Annotated in this window: 24 protein-coding genes; 16 read left to right on the top strand and 8 right to left on the bottom strand. The window is 54.9% G+C overall.

Annotation, left to right across the window (positions count from 1 at the left end; translation table 11 throughout):
* Positions 1–226 precede the first annotated feature (226 nt).
* Positions 227–424: a helix-turn-helix domain-containing protein gene (locus CKW16_RS12685; RefSeq protein WP_095128831.1), complete on the bottom strand. Its 198-nt coding sequence runs from the start codon at positions 422–424 to the stop codon at positions 227–229.
* Positions 425–524: 100 nt separating this feature from the next.
* Here CKW16_RS12685 and CKW16_RS12690 point away from each other — a divergent pair, with 100 nt between their 5' ends.
* The 9 genes from CKW16_RS12690 to CKW16_RS12735 all read left to right on the top strand — a co-directional run bounded on the left by CKW16_RS12690 (position 525) and on the right by CKW16_RS12735 (position 5,031).
* Positions 525–1,187, top strand: coding sequence for a LexA family transcriptional regulator (locus tag CKW16_RS12690; protein WP_095128717.1), 663 nt, complete (start codon positions 525–527; stop codon positions 1,185–1,187).
* Between the two features lie 340 nt (positions 1,188–1,527).
* Positions 1,528–2,100 carry a deoxynucleotide monophosphate kinase gene (locus CKW16_RS12700; protein ID WP_095128719.1) on the top strand — a complete coding sequence of 191 codons (573 nt, stop codon included), beginning with the start codon at positions 1,528–1,530 and terminating at the stop codon, positions 2,098–2,100.
* 11 nt (positions 2,101–2,111) lie between these two features.
* Positions 2,112–2,393, top strand: a complete 282-nt coding sequence (locus tag CKW16_RS12705; protein ID WP_095128720.1) for a hypothetical protein — start codon at positions 2,112–2,114, stop codon at positions 2,391–2,393.
* The gene (locus tag CKW16_RS12710) at positions 2,390–2,764 is read left to right on the top strand and encodes a hypothetical protein (RefSeq protein ID WP_095128721.1); all 375 of its coding nucleotides are present in this window, start codon (positions 2,390–2,392) and stop codon (positions 2,762–2,764) included. The genes CKW16_RS12705 and CKW16_RS12710 overlap by 4 nt, the downstream gene beginning before the upstream one ends.
* Entirely contained in the window at positions 2,761–3,000 is a 240-nt protein-coding gene (locus CKW16_RS12715; RefSeq protein WP_095128722.1) for a pyocin activator PrtN family protein, read from the top strand. Before CKW16_RS12710 ends, CKW16_RS12715 begins: the two co-directional genes overlap by 4 nt.
* A 59-nt stretch (positions 3,001–3,059) precedes the next feature.
* Entirely contained in the window at positions 3,060–3,410 is a 351-nt protein-coding gene (locus tag CKW16_RS12720) for a hypothetical protein (protein WP_095128723.1), read from the top strand.
* A 42-nt stretch (positions 3,411–3,452) separates the two neighbouring features.
* Positions 3,453–4,265, top strand: a complete 813-nt coding sequence (locus CKW16_RS12725) for a DUF2303 family protein (protein ID WP_095128724.1) — start codon at positions 3,453–3,455, stop codon at positions 4,263–4,265.
* Between the two features lie 74 nt (positions 4,266–4,339).
* Positions 4,340–4,759 carry a hypothetical protein gene (locus CKW16_RS12730; RefSeq protein WP_095128725.1) on the top strand — a complete coding sequence of 140 codons (420 nt, stop codon included), beginning with the start codon at positions 4,340–4,342 and terminating at the stop codon, positions 4,757–4,759.
* Complete coding sequence (locus CKW16_RS12735) at positions 4,756–5,031, top strand: pyocin activator PrtN family protein (RefSeq protein WP_095128726.1); 276 nt, start codon at positions 4,756–4,758, stop codon at positions 5,029–5,031. Before CKW16_RS12730 ends, CKW16_RS12735 begins: the two co-directional genes overlap by 4 nt.
* A gap of 90 nt (positions 5,032–5,121) precedes the next feature.
* Here CKW16_RS12735 and CKW16_RS12740 read toward each other — a convergent pair whose 3' ends face one another.
* Positions 5,122–6,786, bottom strand: coding sequence for an ATP-dependent endonuclease (locus CKW16_RS12740; RefSeq protein ID WP_095128727.1), 1,665 nt, complete (start codon positions 6,784–6,786; stop codon positions 5,122–5,124).
* Between the two features lie 51 nt (positions 6,787–6,837).
* On the bottom strand, positions 6,838–7,929 hold the full coding sequence (locus tag CKW16_RS12745; protein WP_095128728.1) for a tyrosine-type recombinase/integrase: 1,092 nt from the start codon (positions 7,927–7,929) through the stop codon (positions 6,838–6,840).
* A gap of 104 nt (positions 7,930–8,033) precedes the next feature.
* Here CKW16_RS12745 and dusA point away from each other — a divergent pair, with 104 nt between their 5' ends.
* From dusA to tal, 5 genes are all read left to right on the top strand, one after another.
* Positions 8,034–9,044: a tRNA dihydrouridine(20/20a) synthase DusA gene (dusA, locus tag CKW16_RS12750; RefSeq protein ID WP_095128832.1), complete on the top strand. Its 1,011-nt coding sequence runs from the start codon at positions 8,034–8,036 to the stop codon at positions 9,042–9,044.
* A gap of 38 nt (positions 9,045–9,082) precedes the next feature.
* Positions 9,083–9,319, top strand: coding sequence for an AbrB/MazE/SpoVT family DNA-binding domain-containing protein (locus CKW16_RS12755; protein WP_095128729.1), 237 nt, complete (start codon positions 9,083–9,085; stop codon positions 9,317–9,319).
* 44 nt (positions 9,320–9,363) lie between these two features.
* Positions 9,364–9,684, top strand: coding sequence for a transcriptional regulator (locus CKW16_RS12760; RefSeq protein ID WP_176471548.1), 321 nt, complete (start codon positions 9,364–9,366; stop codon positions 9,682–9,684).
* Positions 9,671–9,982 (top strand): DNA-binding transcriptional regulator, encoded by a 312-nt coding sequence (locus CKW16_RS12765; protein ID WP_033061895.1) that lies wholly within the window; start codon positions 9,671–9,673, stop codon positions 9,980–9,982. Before CKW16_RS12760 ends, CKW16_RS12765 begins: the two co-directional genes overlap by 14 nt.
* Positions 9,983–10,190: 208 nt before the next feature.
* Positions 10,191–11,117 carry a transaldolase gene (gene tal, locus CKW16_RS12770; RefSeq protein WP_095128730.1) on the top strand — a complete coding sequence of 309 codons (927 nt, stop codon included), beginning with the start codon at positions 10,191–10,193 and terminating at the stop codon, positions 11,115–11,117.
* A gap of 217 nt (positions 11,118–11,334) precedes the next feature.
* Here tal and rssC read toward each other — a convergent pair whose 3' ends face one another.
* From rssC to CKW16_RS12785, 3 genes are all read right to left on the bottom strand, one after another.
* Positions 11,335–11,817 (bottom strand): anti-sigma factor antagonist RssC, encoded by a 483-nt coding sequence (gene rssC / locus CKW16_RS12775; RefSeq protein WP_007935262.1) that lies wholly within the window; start codon positions 11,815–11,817, stop codon positions 11,335–11,337.
* Positions 11,817–12,998, bottom strand: a complete 1,182-nt coding sequence (rssB, locus tag CKW16_RS12780) for a two-component system response regulator RssB (protein ID WP_010456296.1) — start codon at positions 12,996–12,998, stop codon at positions 11,817–11,819. Before rssB ends, rssC begins: the two co-directional genes overlap by 1 nt.
* 353 nt (positions 12,999–13,351) lie before the next feature.
* Positions 13,352–14,041: a VacJ family lipoprotein gene (locus tag CKW16_RS12785; protein ID WP_095128731.1), complete on the bottom strand. Its 690-nt coding sequence runs from the start codon at positions 14,039–14,041 to the stop codon at positions 13,352–13,354.
* A 200-nt stretch (positions 14,042–14,241) separates the two neighbouring features.
* Here CKW16_RS12785 and CKW16_RS12790 point away from each other — a divergent pair, with 200 nt between their 5' ends.
* Together CKW16_RS12790 and CKW16_RS12795 are read left to right on the top strand one after the other, a co-directional pair.
* Complete coding sequence (locus tag CKW16_RS12790) at positions 14,242–14,862, top strand: phosphatase (protein ID WP_095128732.1); 621 nt, start codon at positions 14,242–14,244, stop codon at positions 14,860–14,862.
* A gap of 110 nt (positions 14,863–14,972) precedes the next feature.
* On the top strand, positions 14,973–15,236 hold the full coding sequence (locus tag CKW16_RS12795; RefSeq protein WP_095128733.1) for a DUF4404 family protein: 264 nt from the start codon (positions 14,973–14,975) through the stop codon (positions 15,234–15,236).
* Positions 15,237–15,421: 185 nt separating this feature from the next.
* Here CKW16_RS12795 and queF read toward each other — a convergent pair whose 3' ends face one another.
* Positions 15,422–16,252 (bottom strand): NADPH-dependent 7-cyano-7-deazaguanine reductase QueF, encoded by an 831-nt coding sequence (queF, locus tag CKW16_RS12800; protein ID WP_095128734.1) that lies wholly within the window; start codon positions 16,250–16,252, stop codon positions 15,422–15,424.
* Between the two features lie 61 nt (positions 16,253–16,313).
* The gene (locus CKW16_RS12805; protein WP_095128735.1) at positions 16,314–16,835 is read right to left on the bottom strand and encodes a plastocyanin/azurin family copper-binding protein; all 522 of its coding nucleotides are present in this window, start codon (positions 16,833–16,835) and stop codon (positions 16,314–16,316) included.
* Positions 16,836–16,943 lie beyond the last annotated feature (108 nt).

The raw sequence follows: 16,943 nt of genomic DNA on the forward strand, positions 1-16,943 counted from the left end.
CGGTTCATCGTTCCAGTCGGCCCAGGGGATTCTTATGGTGAGAGGTCCTGGGCCGACGCGCTATGCAGCGACTTGCATGTACCTTGTGCAGCTCGTTGCTACCGGTCTGGAGTTCCTTGGCGGGAGATGCCAGGCCGGTGCTTCATGTGGCGGAATGTTATGTGCTGCGTATCGCCACGCTGGGCTGGGGAGATTCTTATGGTGAGAGGCCCCAGCACAGCACTTCTCAAGCTTTAGGCACCCCGCTTCCAGCTTCTTTTACTTCATCGTATAAGCGCTCAATCGCCTTTCCAGTTACATATCGAACATCAGCACCTTTAGCAGCACGATTAATAGTCGGCTGCGTTGTTCCCACGCGCTCCGCAATCACCCGCTGGGATAAACCAGCCTCCAGTAACTCCGCGAGCATTTCTTGGATAGTCATCTTGTTCACCGATGCGCCTTCGCATTGGCCGCAACAATACACAAACGTATTGATTCATTCAATACAATCGTCGATACGTTTATGAATCAAGGGCAAAAAAGTGATTGGTGACCGCATCACTCAACGCATGGCTGAACTGAACCTATCCGAGGGTGAACTCGGTCGACGCTCTGGCGTTCCCCAGCCCACAATTCATAGGATCGCTACAAACGCCGTAGCCAGCCCTCGCCAAGAGAATGTTGAAAAAATTGCTAAAGCTCTAAAAGTCAGCAGTACCTGGCTATGGAAGGGAGGCAGCCAAAAGGAACCAGATCCCACCCTTCCCGATACAAACATTGAGCCCGGCCCGGCCATCAAAGGACATGTACCACTGATTTCATGGGTGCAAGCTGGCGCTTGGTGCGAGATATCAGATGTCCGCACCCTTGATGATGCGGAGATCTGGCTGCCATGTGCAGCCTCACACAGCTCCCAGAGCTACGCCCTTAGAGTTCGTGGCCTTTCCATGTTCAACCAACACGAACGGCGCTCTTTTCGAGACGGCGATATCATCTTTGTTGACCCGGCCAAAGATGCCGAGAACGGTTCGCTTGTTATTGCCAAGCTGACGGATAGCCAAGAGGCAACATTCAAACAGTTGGTAATGGAAGGGAGTCGCCGATTCCTAAAACCTCTGAACCCAGCGTGGCCAGACCCGATAATTGAGCTTGATGACAATGCGACGATCTGTGGCGTTGTCTTCTCGAAACTAGAAATTTTCTAATACATCTCTCAGCATCCAAGCCCGCATCTAAGCGGGCTTTTTTGTAATCAGACCAAAAAATCAATACATATTAGTATTGACTGTATCGATACGAATTTGTATCGTTTGCCTCGTACACCTCTCACCAAAGAGTACGAGCCATGCAAACGACACAGCACAGCACCACCCGCTGCCCGGTGTATCTACACCCTGCAGCCTGCACCAGCCCAACAGCTGTTCAAGCTATCCAGCAGAACACTGGCCTATTGGTCATCACCAATCTCAACAGCCGCCCTATGGTTGCCAGCCCTACTCGCCCCGTCCCCTCTGACGACTTCGGGCCTTGGGGAGGTGACGCCGCATGAGCCAACTTCTTATCGGTCTCGCTGGCCGCGCCAGAACAGGCAAGACCACCGCCGCCAATCACTTGGCTAATACCCATGGTCTCGTGGCTTACGCATTTGCTGACCCGCTTCGCGATGGCCTGATGCACATCTTCAATCTGAGCCCGTGCGACTTCGACGACGAACGCAAAGAGCTGACGATCGACTGGCTTGGCCGCTCGCCTCGTGAGCTCATGCAAGCCCTGGGCACCGATTGGGGCCGCCACCAGGTGCACCCGGAACTCTGGCTGTTGTTGGCCGAACAAAACCTTGAGTTTCTGGGCCAGACCAACGACAACGCCCGCGGATTCGTGATCAGCGACCTGCGTTTCGAGAATGAAGCTGACTTCGTGCGCAAGCGGGGCGGGATAGTGGTCCACCTGCTCCGAGCAGACGCCGTCGAGGTCAATCCGCATATCAGCGAAACCGGTATCGGCATTCAGGACAACGATCTGGTCCTGCACAACGACGGCGCTATAGAAGACTTTACCGGACAACTGGACGAGATCTTCGGGGCGCTGTGCGCACGCGCAAACAGCGCCGCAGCCTGAGGTCGGCCGTCATGAATCGCACCCTGGACGCAACGGCAGCCTTGCTCGGCCTTAAACCTCGAACCTTCCGTAAGCAACTACGTGAACTCGGCATCTTGACCCAAGCCGGCGAACTGGCGAGCCAGCACCGCGACCAGGGTTATTTGTTTGTCGACTCCCGAAGCCGCTGGAATCCGAACATCAACACCTTCAGTCATTACGCTGTCGTGATGGTCAAGGAAGCGGGCATTGCCTGGCTGGCAAAGCAACTCGGCATTGAGATCACCACCAAGCACAAGGACGCCGTAGCATGACTCAGAACGCTATTACATCAGCCATTGGCGCCTTGAAGCTGGTCCCAATGCACCTCAATTACCCAACCGTCATCAGCCGCGCCACCTTGATTGGCGCGTCGACTGAGGCTGTCGCGTTACTGGAGGGACTCCCACCAGTGAGCGCGGAACTGGCAGAAGTCTTTCGCTGCGTGGATGCCGTGATCGGCGAAGGGCAGATTGCCTATGTCACCCCCACCAAATGTCCAGAATACCCATACGGCGCTGTTGTCGCGGACAAAGCGGGGAATGTCTGCGCCGCGGCAAAGGGCAAAAGCAAAGAAGGTCTCGCCGAACTGATCCGCCTCAAGTTGCTGCCCCCTACGGAGGGGTTCGGGGAGGAAATGGCGTGAGCGACACCCTTGACCATCTGCGCGAAGAGTTTGCAACACCGTGCCCCGCCTTGGCCGCAGTCCGAGAACGTTACTTCTCTCACATCTCAAGTGACCGCTACCTACTACGGAAGATAAATGCAGGCCAGATTGCGCTAAAGGTTACTCGCTTGGGAGGTCGACAGGGCCGACCGGGAGTCTACCTGCACGACCTAGCCGACTACCTTGACTCGCAAGCGAAGAGAGAGGCCGCCTGATTCATCGGTGGCCCCTGCCGGCCAGGGGCAAACAACCAGCACTCAATGAGGCACAGCACATGAAACCAACAGACACGGCCGAATTCATCGGCGAACTCAATGCAGGCGTCTTCGCCAACCAAATCGGTCACGCCCTTTCCGAAGTGGCGTCGGGCGTGGTGGATAACGGCAAGGTTGGCTCCGTCACGCTGACCTTCACCCTAAAGCAGATTGCCAACAGCCACCAGGTCACAGTCAACCACAAGCTCGCCTACAAGGTGCCGACCAAACGCGGCAGCCGAAGCGAAGACACCACTCTCGACACGCCGATGCACGTCAACGAGGGCGGGTGCCTGACCTTGTTCGCCGAAGCTCCCCGCGCTGGCCAGCTGTTCAACCGAGACGACGCGCCGATTCACGCGAAGTCCTAAAGCGCTCTACTCCATACCTCTCACCAAAAGGAAATAAATCCAATGGAAGCCAAAGCAATTCAGTTGATTCAGGACACCGCCGTTCTGGCCTATGCCAAGCCGCTGAGCACGTTCACCCCGGCGCTGGTGTTGCCGTCCGACCAGAAGATCCACAGCATCGAGAAATTCCAAGCCGCTCGCAGCCGTTTCCGCGGCGCGCTCACCACTCACTCGTTGCTGGACTTCGGCAATTACGTGATGACGCAAAGCGTCGAGATCGTTGCGTCTGGTTTTGTCGACGCCGAAGCAATGGCGTGCACCGTGATTTTCAACCTGGGCGACACCAAGGTACCGGGGCACGGCGACTTCACCGCTACCCTCAACTTGAGAAAAACTGCTGCCTTTCGGGCGCTGGAGCGGGCAGCCTCCATTCAGTTCGCGCAGAAAGACCTGAGCGACTGGATCGAAGATTGGGCATCGAATCTCCAAGCCCTCGCAGCCGATGACAGTCACATCGATTTGCGCAAAGCCGCGAGCGCTATCCGCTCCATCAGCATCGAGCAAGCACGCAAGAGCGAACACATCGTCGGCGACCTGAGCGCATCTCGTTCAGCGATGGACCAGATTGAGGCCAAGTCCTCGGAAGGGTTGCCTGCTGAATTCCTGTTCACCGTCGAGCCATATGAAGGGCTGAAGGTCCAGATCATCCGCCTGCGTGTAGCCGTTCTCACCGGCGGTGACAAGCCCCTGCTACGCCTGCGCTGGATTGGCGAGGAACAATTGCGCGAAGACTTGGCGCAAGAGTTTAAGGACGTCGTGCAAAAGGAAGTCGGGGGCGGCGCTAACTTGACCATCGGCAGTTTCAACCTGGGTTAACCACCACTGCAACACCCCGCCGCCGGCCTCTCACCAAGCATCCCGGCGGCGGGCTCTACTGAGGTACACAGCACATGACAGCAATTCAAATCTGCGCATTGATCACCATCATCATCGCGGCCGCCCTTCTCTACTGGACAGGCTATCGAGGTGGTCTGGCTGATGGTCGCATCCAAGGAAACGACGAAGGCACCAACAGCCAGCGCGCCGACAGTGCCAAAACCATCCGCGAACTAGAAGCATCCCTTCAATTCATTCGAGCCGATCACCAGCACCTTGCCCAACATTGCAAAAAGCTCAAGGACAGCAAAGCACTCGGCGAAGAACACCATCAGATCCTGCTGGACATCGCCGAACAGCTCCGGATCGCCGCCGAGACCTTCAGCGCCTTCCGCACCGGAAAAAAACTCGAACGCGACGCACGTACCCTGCGCGGTGAAGCATTGACCATGGCCGCACTTCTGGAGCCCGCAGCGCAAGAGGTCGCAGCATGAACACAGCCTTCATCCTAATGGCTCAATACAGTGGCCGGGCAATCATCCCTCTGGATCAGATTTGCAAAGACTATTTTACGCATCTAACACCAGAAATGTTCCAACGCAAAGTTCTAGCAGGCCAGATCAAGATTCCCATAACTAGATTAGAAACGAGTCAGAAGAGTGCGAAAGGAATCCATATTACCGATCTCGCTGCCTACCTTGATCTACAGCGCGATGCAGCAGTGAAGGAATACAATCAGCTCAATGGGTTTCGCCGAGCTAGCTGACCAAAAACCAAAACCATGCGCAGGCGCCTAGAAATTTTTCTAAGGCGCTATCTATTTCATGTGTTTAACCAGAGCGATTACAATCAGGCCTTAACTATTCCACATCATCAAGCGCTCAATGATTGCAGTCATTTCCACTGCCAATTCAGGTCGAAATGATAAATTATCCTTAGAAAAATTCTCACTAAATTTTACTGCTTTATGATGTTTATCCGTAAATGAACCGGCTTGAGAAAGATGATTATTCCTCAAATAGTCTTGCACATATTCGTACTCACTGATTTGCGGAAGACCAAACTTTCCATACTCCAATTCAAAACACTCTTTCGGGATATAGTTCTCTATTTCACGGCACCGTGTAACCCATACATATCCACGCCCCCCAGCAACAGCATCAAGAAGTTCAGTCACTCTATTTTTCAGTTTCCCATTCTTGCTTTTCCTATCACTATCACATGCAAAAATAAAATTTCTATTTATCTTAATTGCGCTTACCGCCTCCTGTATGTCTGTATCGGGTGTGCCAGCATCAATATGTGCAAGAACGCTACCTCCATAGTAGATAAATTGATAATGGTGACCCTCCTTGTACGCGCCCTCCCCCCACAGATCGATAAACTTATTTAAATAAACTCTGTCGGAAGGACCTTCCACCCAAATTATCCCATTAGCCTGCAGTATATCACTGGCCTTTGCGCCCAAATCATCTAAAACAGAATAGCCGCGATTCAAATCATCCAATATGACACCCAGCACTTCTCCTTCTTGTTTTTTTACATGAAGAATCTGCGCATCTGCCTCACCGTGAAAAAGGTCTATAGCAACCTGAGAGTGCGTAGTTAGAAATATATGACACCCTGTTGACTGCGCATACGCAAGCAAAAACGAAAATAAATTCCTCTGCAATGTCGGATGTAAATTATTCTCCAACTCTTCAAATGAAAAAATATAATTGTCTATTTTTTTATCGTCAAAATCTGGACGAACGAGAAGATTAAGCAACGTTAGAATAACCGTCTTCAACCCGCTTCCTGACGCCGAAAGCGGAACAAGGCCTTTGCCATCTTCCCCTAGATAAATCTCCCAAACATTATTATCCGAATGAAACTGCACTACAATTTCCGAAAACACTATATCCGGTGTAAAAATATCATTGAGAGCCGTAAGCAACCTTACCTGTACTAACCCCCTATCAAGACCTGAACTATTTATATAGTTCTGTATAATATTGGTTGCACCCGCCCCATTACTCTGTAACGAAAGCGCACTCGAGTAACCCTCTTTTATAAGATCCCTATCAGCATCAAGTCGCACATGACGATACTTCCTGCGCTTAAAAGTAGAAAGCAACGTACCTAAGCGAACTTTTTCAGAATCCATAAGGCGATCCGAAAGATCGAGAACCTGAAGCACCTCGACTTGATTATTGTATTCCCGCCAAACAATACGTTTATCTATAAAGCGTGCCCCATGATCCCACCAATGATTCCCTGGCAGATCCCCGCCTGCATGCTCACCTCTAAAGTTTGACCGTAGCTCTGCTTCTGTTAGCTCACCACCAAATTCTACACTTTCTGCAATTTCATACTGTATCGCATTCTCCCTAAACATATGCTCTACAGCAGCTACCAGACTAGACTTTCCTATATTATTTTTACCCACAATTACGTTAACAGGCTTTACCACATCAAACCCAGCGCCCGCCGATTTAAACCCTCTAAAATCTCGAACCCAAAAACCCATATCAATAGTCATAAACCACCCGATCAATCCTTGAAATAATCATGTAAGCCTAAGCACTACCACTCACCCAACCATTCTTTTCAGCCATTGCCATTCGATATATGGGTCTCCACGCCCTCTTAAATGTGTATAGCGCCTCATGGAATTCCAATCGCGATGACCTGAAACGCTGGCCACTCTCGGTATATCCCAATCCATCTCAAACAACCGGCTGACGCCTTCGTGCCGAAGATCGTGAAAGTGTAGATCGTTGATTTCTAAAAACTTACAGGCTTTTGCCCAGATCGAAGAAATGGTCGCCGAGTTAAAGGGGAAAATTTCAGCTTGAGACTTTGGCATACTCTTTAGAATTCGCCATGCCTCATCTGGGATATAACACCAAACGTCGTTGCCGATCTTCTGCCCTGGATTTTTCATGTCCCGCACCATCACACGCTGACCAGCCTCATCAACGTCTGCCCATAAAATGCGACAGATTTCATCTTGTCGCCGTGTTGAGAATAGGGCGAAACCAGTCACTTTGAGCATATTGATAGAGCTGGGGCGACGCTGCAGGACGCCAGTAAAATACTCAAGCAAATTATCTAGCTCGCCTAATGTAGGTCGCCGCCCCCGCTCACGGCTCTTCATGTTGTATCCCAGCTTTCTCAGCACTTTCCGAGCGTCCGCCATCGCATGGGCATCGACCTCATAACCCCAGGCCGGCCGTGCAATCGAAAGGACAGCGCCGAGATGCGCGAGATCATTACCGGCAGTCTGCGGCTGGACACCACCGCCCTCTTTGCTCATTCGCCAGAGTGCGAAGTCCACTAGCCTTTGGCTATTGATGTCGGAATCAACGGTCTGGCCAAAGTCCGACGCGGCAATGGCATTGAGGGTAGCTTCTTTCGTTTTACCCAGGGGTCGGACTTTCTCCATTTCATCCAGATACTGCTTGATCATGTCCTGGACAGTAATACCTTTGCGGTTCGCTCGCTCAATCGCACCTGGTTGATCGAGGTCTGCCTCGCGTCGGCGCACCCAAGCCTGTGCCGCCTGTTTCCGGGCGAAGGTTTGGCTCTCTTGGTAGACTTGCACTCCGTCGCGCTTGATGCGGATCTGAGCCGTGTAGCTCACAGTCCCATCCGCCAGTTTTCTTGCCCTGATAGTCGCCATATAAAAAAGTGGTACGCGTCAGTTTTGAAGTGGTACATCGTACCACCGAGAATCAAAAAACGCCCGAAAACGCCCCAAAACACGCTAAAAACATGTTGAGCAAAATGGCACAAAACACCCACTACAGCCCAGTAAACACAAGCCCTGCGCTGTCTCGGCGGTTCAGCGTTGCACCCATGATGGATTGGACTGATAGGCATTGCCGTTTTTTCCTACGCCTACTCTCCAAGCACGCCCTCCTCTACACAGAAATGGTCACCACCGGCGCACTCCTCAACGGCGATCACGACCGCTTCCTGCGTCACAACGAAGCCGAACACCCGCTCGCCCTGCAACTCGGTGGCAGTGTCCCGCTGGACCTGGCGATGTGCGCGCGCATGGCGCAGGAGCACGGTTATGACGAGGTGAATCTGAATGTCGGCTGCCCGAGTGATCGGGTGCAGAACAATATGATCGGTGCGTGCCTGATGGGGCATCCGCAGTTGGTGGCGGATTGTGTGAAGGCGATGCGCGATGCGGTGTCGATTCCGGTGACGGTGAAGCATCGGATCGGGATTAATGGGCGGGACAGTTACGAGGAGTTGTGTGATTTCGTCGGCACGGTTCGGGATGCCGGGTGCACGAGTTTTACGGTGCATGCGCGGATTGCGATTCTGGAGGGGTTGTCGCCGAAGGAGAACCGCGACATTCCGCCTCTGCGTTATGACGTGGCGGCGCGGTTGAAGACGGATTTTCCGGAGCTGGAGATTATTCTCAACGGCGGGATCAAGACGCTGGACGCCTGTCACGAACATTTGCAGACGTTCGATGGCGTGATGTTGGGTCGTGAGGCCTATCACAACCCTTATGTGATGGCTGAGGTGGATCAGCAACTGTTCGGCAGCACGGCGCCAGTGATCAGCCGGGCCGAGGCGCTGGCGCAGTTGCGGCCTTATATAGCGGCGCATATTGATGCGGGCGGCTCGATGCACCACATCACTCGGCATGTGCTGGGGCTGGGCACCGGGTTTCCGGGGGCGCGCAAGTTTCGGCAGTTGTTGTCGGTGGATATTCATAAGGCTAAAGAGCCTTTGGTGTTGCTGGATCAGGCGGCGGAGTTGTTGGAGGGGCGGTAACCGGAAAATCCCTAGCTACGTTAATGGAGGTGGCATTGATGGCAACTGCGAGGCTAACGACGCAAGGACGAATTACCATTCCGGTGCAGGTTCGCACCTCGCTCGGGTTGGCCGCAGGTGATCACGTCGAATTTGTAACGTTGCGAGACGGCAGCGTTGAATTTTTGGCCAAGACGGGCTCGGTTCATGCGCTCAAAGGTCTTATCTGCAAGCGGTCCAAGACGATAAGAGTTGTGAGCCCGAACCCGTCGCCGGATCTAATAAAAGGCAATTAGCCTCCAATTGTCAGCAACTACGTCAAAGACGTATGATCACAACCATGCTGACAATCATTGAATCCAAGCTTTTTACAAAACTCTGGCCGGATTACTGGACTGAAGAAGAACGTGGTGCGTTCATGTCCTATCTGGCGAACAATCCGGACGCAGGTGCAGTGATCCCCGGCTCGGAGGGATGCCGAAAAGTGCGCTGGAGCATGGATGGTCGCGGTAAAAGTGGCGCGGTTAGAATTATCTACATCGCGCAACTTGCCAGCGGCGCCTTGGTCACATTGCTGATCTACGGCAAAGGCGCCACAGAGAACATCCCCGCGCATATACTGCGCAAAATCGCAAAGGAGCTGAATCATGCCCCTAACTGAAAAAGAACTGATGGAACGGGATGCCAAACGCAATATTGGCGAAGAACTGTTGGCGTCAATTCTTGAAGTCAAAGCCGGCCTACACGGCGACGTTCACAAAGTTGAAGTAACCGAGGCTGCAGAGGCCCGAAGCAAAACCGGTCTATCGCAACCGAAGTTTGCGGAGCTGCTGGGCGTTTCCGTACGCACTCTGCAGGAGTGGGAACAAGGACGACGGTCCCCTTCTGGGGCTGCACGATCGCTCCTTCATATCGCCGCTATTCGCCCTGACGTTTTCCGAGACGTATTGGCTAACTAAAGTCATGACTGTGGACCTTCTGGGCGCTAACGGTCACCCAGGTTGAACCTGTGGTCTGATTTGGCATCGTATTTACCGATACCGCGCCCCGCCATTCAAACAGCCGTTTTCAGGTTGTTGCCGCTGGGGCCCTCGATACGTACACACACCCTTGAGTGGCTGTCAGCGCTCGGGTAATGTCATTAGACCCATAGGACAGAGCACGCCCATGACTTCCAAGCTGGAACAACTCAAACAAATGACCACCGTAGTTGCCGACACCGGCGACTTCGAAGCTATCGCTCGCGTTAAACCCGTGGACGCTACCACCAACCCTTCCCTGCTGCTGAAAGCGGCGGCCATTCCCGGTTATGCCGAGTTGCTGAACGCTTGCGTCAGCGACTGCAAGGGCGATGTGGGCCTGGCCAGCGACCGTTTTGGCGTTGCGGTAGGGCAAGAAATTCTGAAAGTGATTCCTGGCCGCATTTCCACCGAAGTGGATGCGCGCCTGTCGTTCGACACCGACGCCGTATTGAAGCGTGCGCACCGTCTGATCGAGCTGTACGACAAGGCCGGCATTGGCCGTGACCGCGTACTGATCAAGATCGCTTCCACCTGGGAAGGCATCCGCGCTGCCGAAATTCTGGAAAAAGAAGGCATTCAGACCAACCTGACGTTGCTGTTCTCGTTCGCTCAGGCAGCGGCTTGTGCTGACGCCGGGGTGTTCCTGATTTCGCCGTTCGTGGGTCGCATCTACGACTGGTACAAAAAGGCCAACGGCAACGACTACACCGGCGCGGATGATCCGGGCGTGCAGTCGGTGACGCGTATCTACAACTACTACAAGGCCAATGACTACAAGACCGTGGTCATGGGCGCTAGCTTCCGTAACCTGAATCAGATCGAGCAGCTGGCCGGTTGCGACCGCCTGACCATCAGCCCGGATCTGATTGATAAGCTGGCGGCGGACACTGGCAAGCTGGAACGCAAATTGGCGCCGGGTCAGGCCGGTGAAGCTCGTTTGAGCTTGAATGAAGCACAGTTCCGTTGGTTGTCCAACGAGGACGCGATGGCGACCGAGAAACTGGCTGAGGGTATTCGTCAGTTCGCTCGCGACCAGGAAAAACTCGAAGCATTGCTGCAAGCCAAGCTCTGATCCAGTACGAGCAAACGCAAAAAGGGCGAACCCTCACAGGTTCGCCCTTTTTTATGCGTGGGTGGCAGGGACTGAGTTGGCTTCGCACAGGGTGATTTGGCGGCCGTCAGGACGCCATCGCGAGCAAGCTCAGCTCCTACGAGGGATGTGTGTTGAATCAGTGTGAGAGCCGGGCTGGCCCGCGATGGGGCCAGACCGATCCACACCCATTAGAAGATCAGTGACGCTCGAGCGCGTTCACCAGGTCATGGAATGCTTCACGATTTGAGTCGTTGAGGCCCATGAGGATCTTGTGTGCTTCGAGCACTTTGATCCGCACCACTTCTTCGGACTGATCCTGGTCTGGCAGGTCGGTCAGGCACTCAGGGCACGGGATCGGGCGGTCAACGATGTTGAACACTTGCTCGAAGCCCATGGACTGCAGCAGACGGGTGATGTCTTCGTGGGTGGTGACGACGGTCGGCAGCAAGCCGACCTTTTGCCGCGACAGGATCGACAGCTTGGCCAAAAGGCCAAGGGTGGTGCTGTCGATGCTGCGGGTTTCGGTCAGGTCGATCACGATTGCGTTGAAGTTCAACGCCGTGAAGATCCGCTCAATAGTCGCATCCAACGCCGAACACAGGGTCAGGCGAACTTCACCGACGAACTTCAGGACGAAGGTGCCATCCTGCTCGGCGAACTGGATTCTACCGGTACTCATTAAAGATTCCTGCTCAACACCAACAGGGCGATATCATCCGGCATCTCCCCTAGCGTGGCCAATCCAAAAACCTGCCGCAGACCATCCAGGCTGCCGCCCGCTGCCTTGACCCGCTGGGGCAAAGCCGCTTCTTTTTCTTTGAGTGTAGGTTCTGGCAAAAGGTCCAGAATGCCATCGGACATCAGCGTCAGGCTGAACGTCGGTGGCAGCTCCAGTACGTGGTCTTCGTAGGTGGCTTCATTGAAGAGGCCCACCGGCAGACCACGCCCTTCCAGATAACGAACACTGTCTGGCGTGTACAACACAGGCAACGGCAAATGACCGCCGATGCTATAGGTCAACAAACCTGTCTCCTCGTCGATGACTCCACCGACCATTGTGACGTGTTTACCCAGCTTACAACTGATCAGGCCTCGGTTGATATGACCAAGGACCTCTGAAGGCTTGAATTCCGGCAATGTACCGCTGCGCTTGGATTCGAACAGCAAGCGCGTGGTCATGAACTTCAGCAGCACGGTAACGAAGGCTGAAGAGGCGCCATGACCGGAAACGTCCGCCAGGTAGAAGGCTACCCGACGCTCGTCGACCCGAAAGTAGTCGACGAAATCACCCGACAGGTACAGCGACGGGATGATCTGGTGAGCAAACTGGAACTCGTCGATGGTCCAGGGGCTGACCGGCAGCATGTTCATCTGCACCTGGCGACCGGCGTTCTGGTCTTCCTGGAGCAGGTTCAGGCTGGCGGCGAGCTCGCGATTGGCCTTTTCCAGCTTCTCGCGGTAGCGCTGGTTTTCCAGCAGCAGGCGCGCACGATCCAGGGCCCGGCGCACAGAGTGCTCGAGCACAGCCAGATCTTCGAGAGGCTTGATCAGGTAATCCGCCGCACCCAAGCGCAGGGCTTCGACCGCGTCGTTCATCACGCCCGCGCCCGAAACCACGATCACAGGGGTTTGTGGCGACAGCTCGGTGACCTGGCGAATGAGTTCGAGTCCGCCCATCTGTGGCATGCGCAGATCGCAGATGACCAAGTCGGGCTTGTCTTGCTCGAATACCTGAAGACCCTGCTGGCCATTGCTGGCCTGCAGGACACTGAAACCACTGTCTTCCAAGTAGGCCGCGAGGCTCGCGCGCACTACTTCGTCATCATCGATTATCAGCAGCGTGGCACTGGTTTTTGGCATGTGGGCAAACGGCGCCAGAATTAGGTTGGCGTAGCAGGCAGGGGCTTTGTCCCGGCTCTCACTACTGGATTCGCTTTCTAGCCTCTCTACTGCACTGTTTTCGAGCGTTTGCCCTACACACAGGTACACCAGAGGTGCCCTTCTAAGGCGCAGACGGTACTCCCATCCGCGGGGCGTTTCAAGCTCACGCCGATGGTCGCTTGACGACTTTCGATTTCAAATCACCGGGAGTTATAAGAACAGGCAAAACCGTAACGTAATGGAAGGTTAGAACTCATGAGTCAAACCAGCCACGAAAGCCCAAACGAAAGAAGGCGGCCCACTGGCCGCCTTCTTCGTTTTACCGGTCGAGATCAAAAATCGTCTTCGACCTGGCCGTCTTTGACTTTGAATTCGCGGTTCTGCAAGTACGCATTGCGGATGAAGATGTACTTGTCGCCGGTGATCAGCTTCTCACTCGACAGCAGATTGGCGCGGGTGTCGATGATGTTCAGGCCGAAGATCGAGTTACGCACAGGCACGTCGTGGATGTACGGGTACGGGCCGGTGTAGCCGTCGACATACTTGGACGGCGCGTCACGCAAGGTGCTTGGGCCCAGAAGCGGCAGCATCACGTACGGGCCGCTGCCTACGCCCCAGTAGCCGAGGGTCTGGCCGAAGTCTTCGTCATTGCGTTGCAGGCCCATCTTGGTGCCCACATCGAAGAAGCCCAGCAGGCCGAAGGTGGTGTTGAAGATCAAGCGTGCGGTGTCGACGCCAGCGGCGGCCGGTTTGGCCTGCAAGATATCGTTGGCAAGGTTGGTGACATCACCGACGTTGCGGAACATGTTGTGGATGCCGTCTTCAAGGAATTGCGGCGTCACGAACTGATAGCCCTGGGCCAAAGGCTTTAGCGCATAGGTGTCGAGCACATCGTTGAACTTGTAGATCGGGCGGTTGATGCTTTCCCAAGGGTCGTCTTCCGAGGCTGCCTGGGCAACGAACGGAACCAGCAATACACTGGCAAACACACAAAACTGAGCTAGATGATTGCTCCAGCGCATAGAAAAACTCCTTGGATTGTACTGGCGCGGGCGCTTGGCCCAAGCGTTAAGCGGGCTAGTATAAGACGGAAAAGCCGCTTAAGGCAGCACCGTGCGAGGCAGCCTACGGATCATTCGTGATGATTGTGAGCGATTCACATCAGTGTCACTCAACTGTCACCGTCGCCCCCTAGCCTTGAGGCTATTTCAGGGACGTTGATATGCCGCACGCCGAAACCTTGCCCCACATTGCGCCCAGCCTGACCGCTGTCCTGTTCGGCCTCAGTGGTTGCCTGGTGGATTTCGGTGCCCGCACACGCGCACACGGCATCCCCTCTGCCATACACGCCGAGGCCACGCCCGGCGCGCTGGATAGCCTGCGCAGCTTGCAGCATCAGCAGATTCCCTGTGCCTGGCTCGATGAACTCCCCCCTGCCCTCAGCCATTCCCTGGCGGCTGCCTTGCCTTCATGGATCAAACCCTCGCAACACCCCGAAACAAACAATCCATGGCCGGCACCGCATGCCTGCTGGCAAGCCTTGATGACGTTGAATGTCGAACGGCTGGAGGGTTGCGTGCTGGTCAGCGGCGAACCGCGATTGCTGCAAGCGGGGCTCAATGCCGGATTGTGGACGATTGGGCTGGCGTCCTGCGGCTCACTCTGCGGCCTGGCGCCCAACGAATGGCAGGCGCTGACTCAGCAGGAACGGGAATTCAAACGCGGCAAGGCAACGGTGCAACTGTTCGGCCTGGGTGTGCATTCGGTGATCGATCACCTCGGTGAACTCGACACCTGCCTGGCCGACATCAGCCTGCGCCGGCTCAAGGGCGAAAAGCCCTGATCGAGATCATGCAGGTTGCGCGCGAGTGGATTAATCTAAAGGTCAAGCCATAGACCTTTGGCGTGCTGCTGCGGTCTATGCCAGTGCCTATCGATAAAAGGAAGAACGCCATGCCTGCCCGCGAACTGCAACAACAGCTCAATACTCTGCGCGAGCAATTGGAACAGAATCCACCGCTGACCGAAGCCGAGCGCGAAGACCTGCGCGCGCTGATGCAACAGATCGAACTGGAACTGGAGCTCGAAACCAAAACCCAGGACTCCAGCCTCGCCGACAATGTGAACCTGGCCGTTGAACGCTTCGAAATCGAACACCCGACCCTTGCCGGCACCTTGCGCAACATCGTGCAAGCCCTGGCGAATATGGGGATCTGACCCCCAGATGCAAAAAAGCCCCGCTAGTGATAGCGGGGCTTTTTATTGTCTGCGACTTGCAATGCAATCCCTTGTGGGAGCGGGCTTGCTCGCGAATGCGGAGTGTCAGTCACCATTTATGTTGAATGTGCTGACTTCTTCGCGAGCAAGTCGGATCGCCGCACCGCCGCTCCCACATTAGATCTTCATTGACGGACCAGACGGTGGTTTGGCAGTTGAACGGTTTCGGTGCTGCGATACGGGTTGATGTCCAAGCCACCGCGCCGCACATACCGCGCATACACCGTCAATTTCTCCGGTTTCAACAACCGTTGCAGGTCGAGAAAGATCCGCTCCACGCACTGTTCATGAAAGTCCGAGTGCTGACGGAAGCTCACGATGTATTCCAGCAAACTCGCGTGATCCAGCGCCGCGCCACGGTATTCCACCGCTACGCTACCCCAGTCCGGCTGACTGGTGACCGGGCAGTTGGATTTGAGCAAATGGCTGTGCACGCTCTCCTCCACGATGCGCGATTCATCGCAACGCAGCAGTTCCGGACGCGGATGCTCATAGTTGCTGACGCTGATGTCCAGATCATCAATACACACGCCCGGCAACGCCACGACGCCTTCGGCTTCGACGTCCTTCAGGCTACGAATCCGCACGCCGACCGGTTTACCGGCAGCGGCCGACAGGTCTTTCGCCAATGTCGATTCAAGGCTCGCGGTGTCGGCAAATGGAGTCTGGTTCAGGGAGTTGAGGTACAGCTTGAACGACTTCGATTCGATGATATTCGGCGAATCCGCCGGGATAGTGAATTCGCCAATCGCCACCACTGGCTTGCCGGACGGCAACAGCCACGACAGCTCGAAGCAGTTCCAGAAATCCACGCCCTTGTACGGCAGGGTTTCAGCCGTCAGGCCCAGCTCGGCCCATTTCGCGGTGCGCGGGATCGGGAACAGCAGAGACGGCGTGTAAGTGGCGATGTATTCGCTGGATTTGCCCAGCGGCGAGTGTTCGGCTGCGGGATGCATGGCGGAAACCTGACTGAAGAATCAGCGGATTCTACCAGCCTTTGCTCCCGCCTTTGAGTGCTTACTGACTGACAGTCATCTTGCCGACCATGCCGGCCTGGTAATGACCGGGGATGTTGCAGGCAAATTCCAGGTTGGTGGCCTTGGTGAAGGTCCAGGTCAGCTCGGCGGTTTTGCCCGGCTCGACGAGCACGCTGTTGGGGTCGTCGTGTTTCATTCCATGCCCCATACCGGCCATGGCGCCGTGGTCCATTTCCTTCATACCTGTAGGCATCAGCATGCCGCTCTGCTGCATCTTCATCATTTCCTGCTGATGTTTGGCATGCATTGCCGCGTCACCGAGGTTGAATTCGTGCAACAACTGACCTTTATTCACCAACACAAAACGAACCGTCTCACCGGCCTTGATATCAATCGCCTTCGGCGTAAACGACATGTCGCCCATGACGAATTCAACGCTGCGAGTCGCCTTGGCCGCGGGGGCCGGCTGGCCGAAGTCGTAGGTATGCGCCGGAGAAGCCCACGCCGGCGAGCTCAACGCCAGCAAACACGCAACGCGCACCATTGATTTGCGCAAAAACATAGTCGTACTCCAACAAGATAAGGTTCAGCCTGTGGAAAACTCTAAACTGCTGCGACTGCCCGTAACCTGACAGCCGGATTACAACTTTGTCAGGTTGACCTGTATTAA

Source organism: Pseudomonas sp. Irchel s3h14 (assembly GCF_900187425.1).
Lineage (GTDB): Bacteria > Pseudomonadota > Gammaproteobacteria > Pseudomonadales > Pseudomonadaceae > Aquipseudomonas.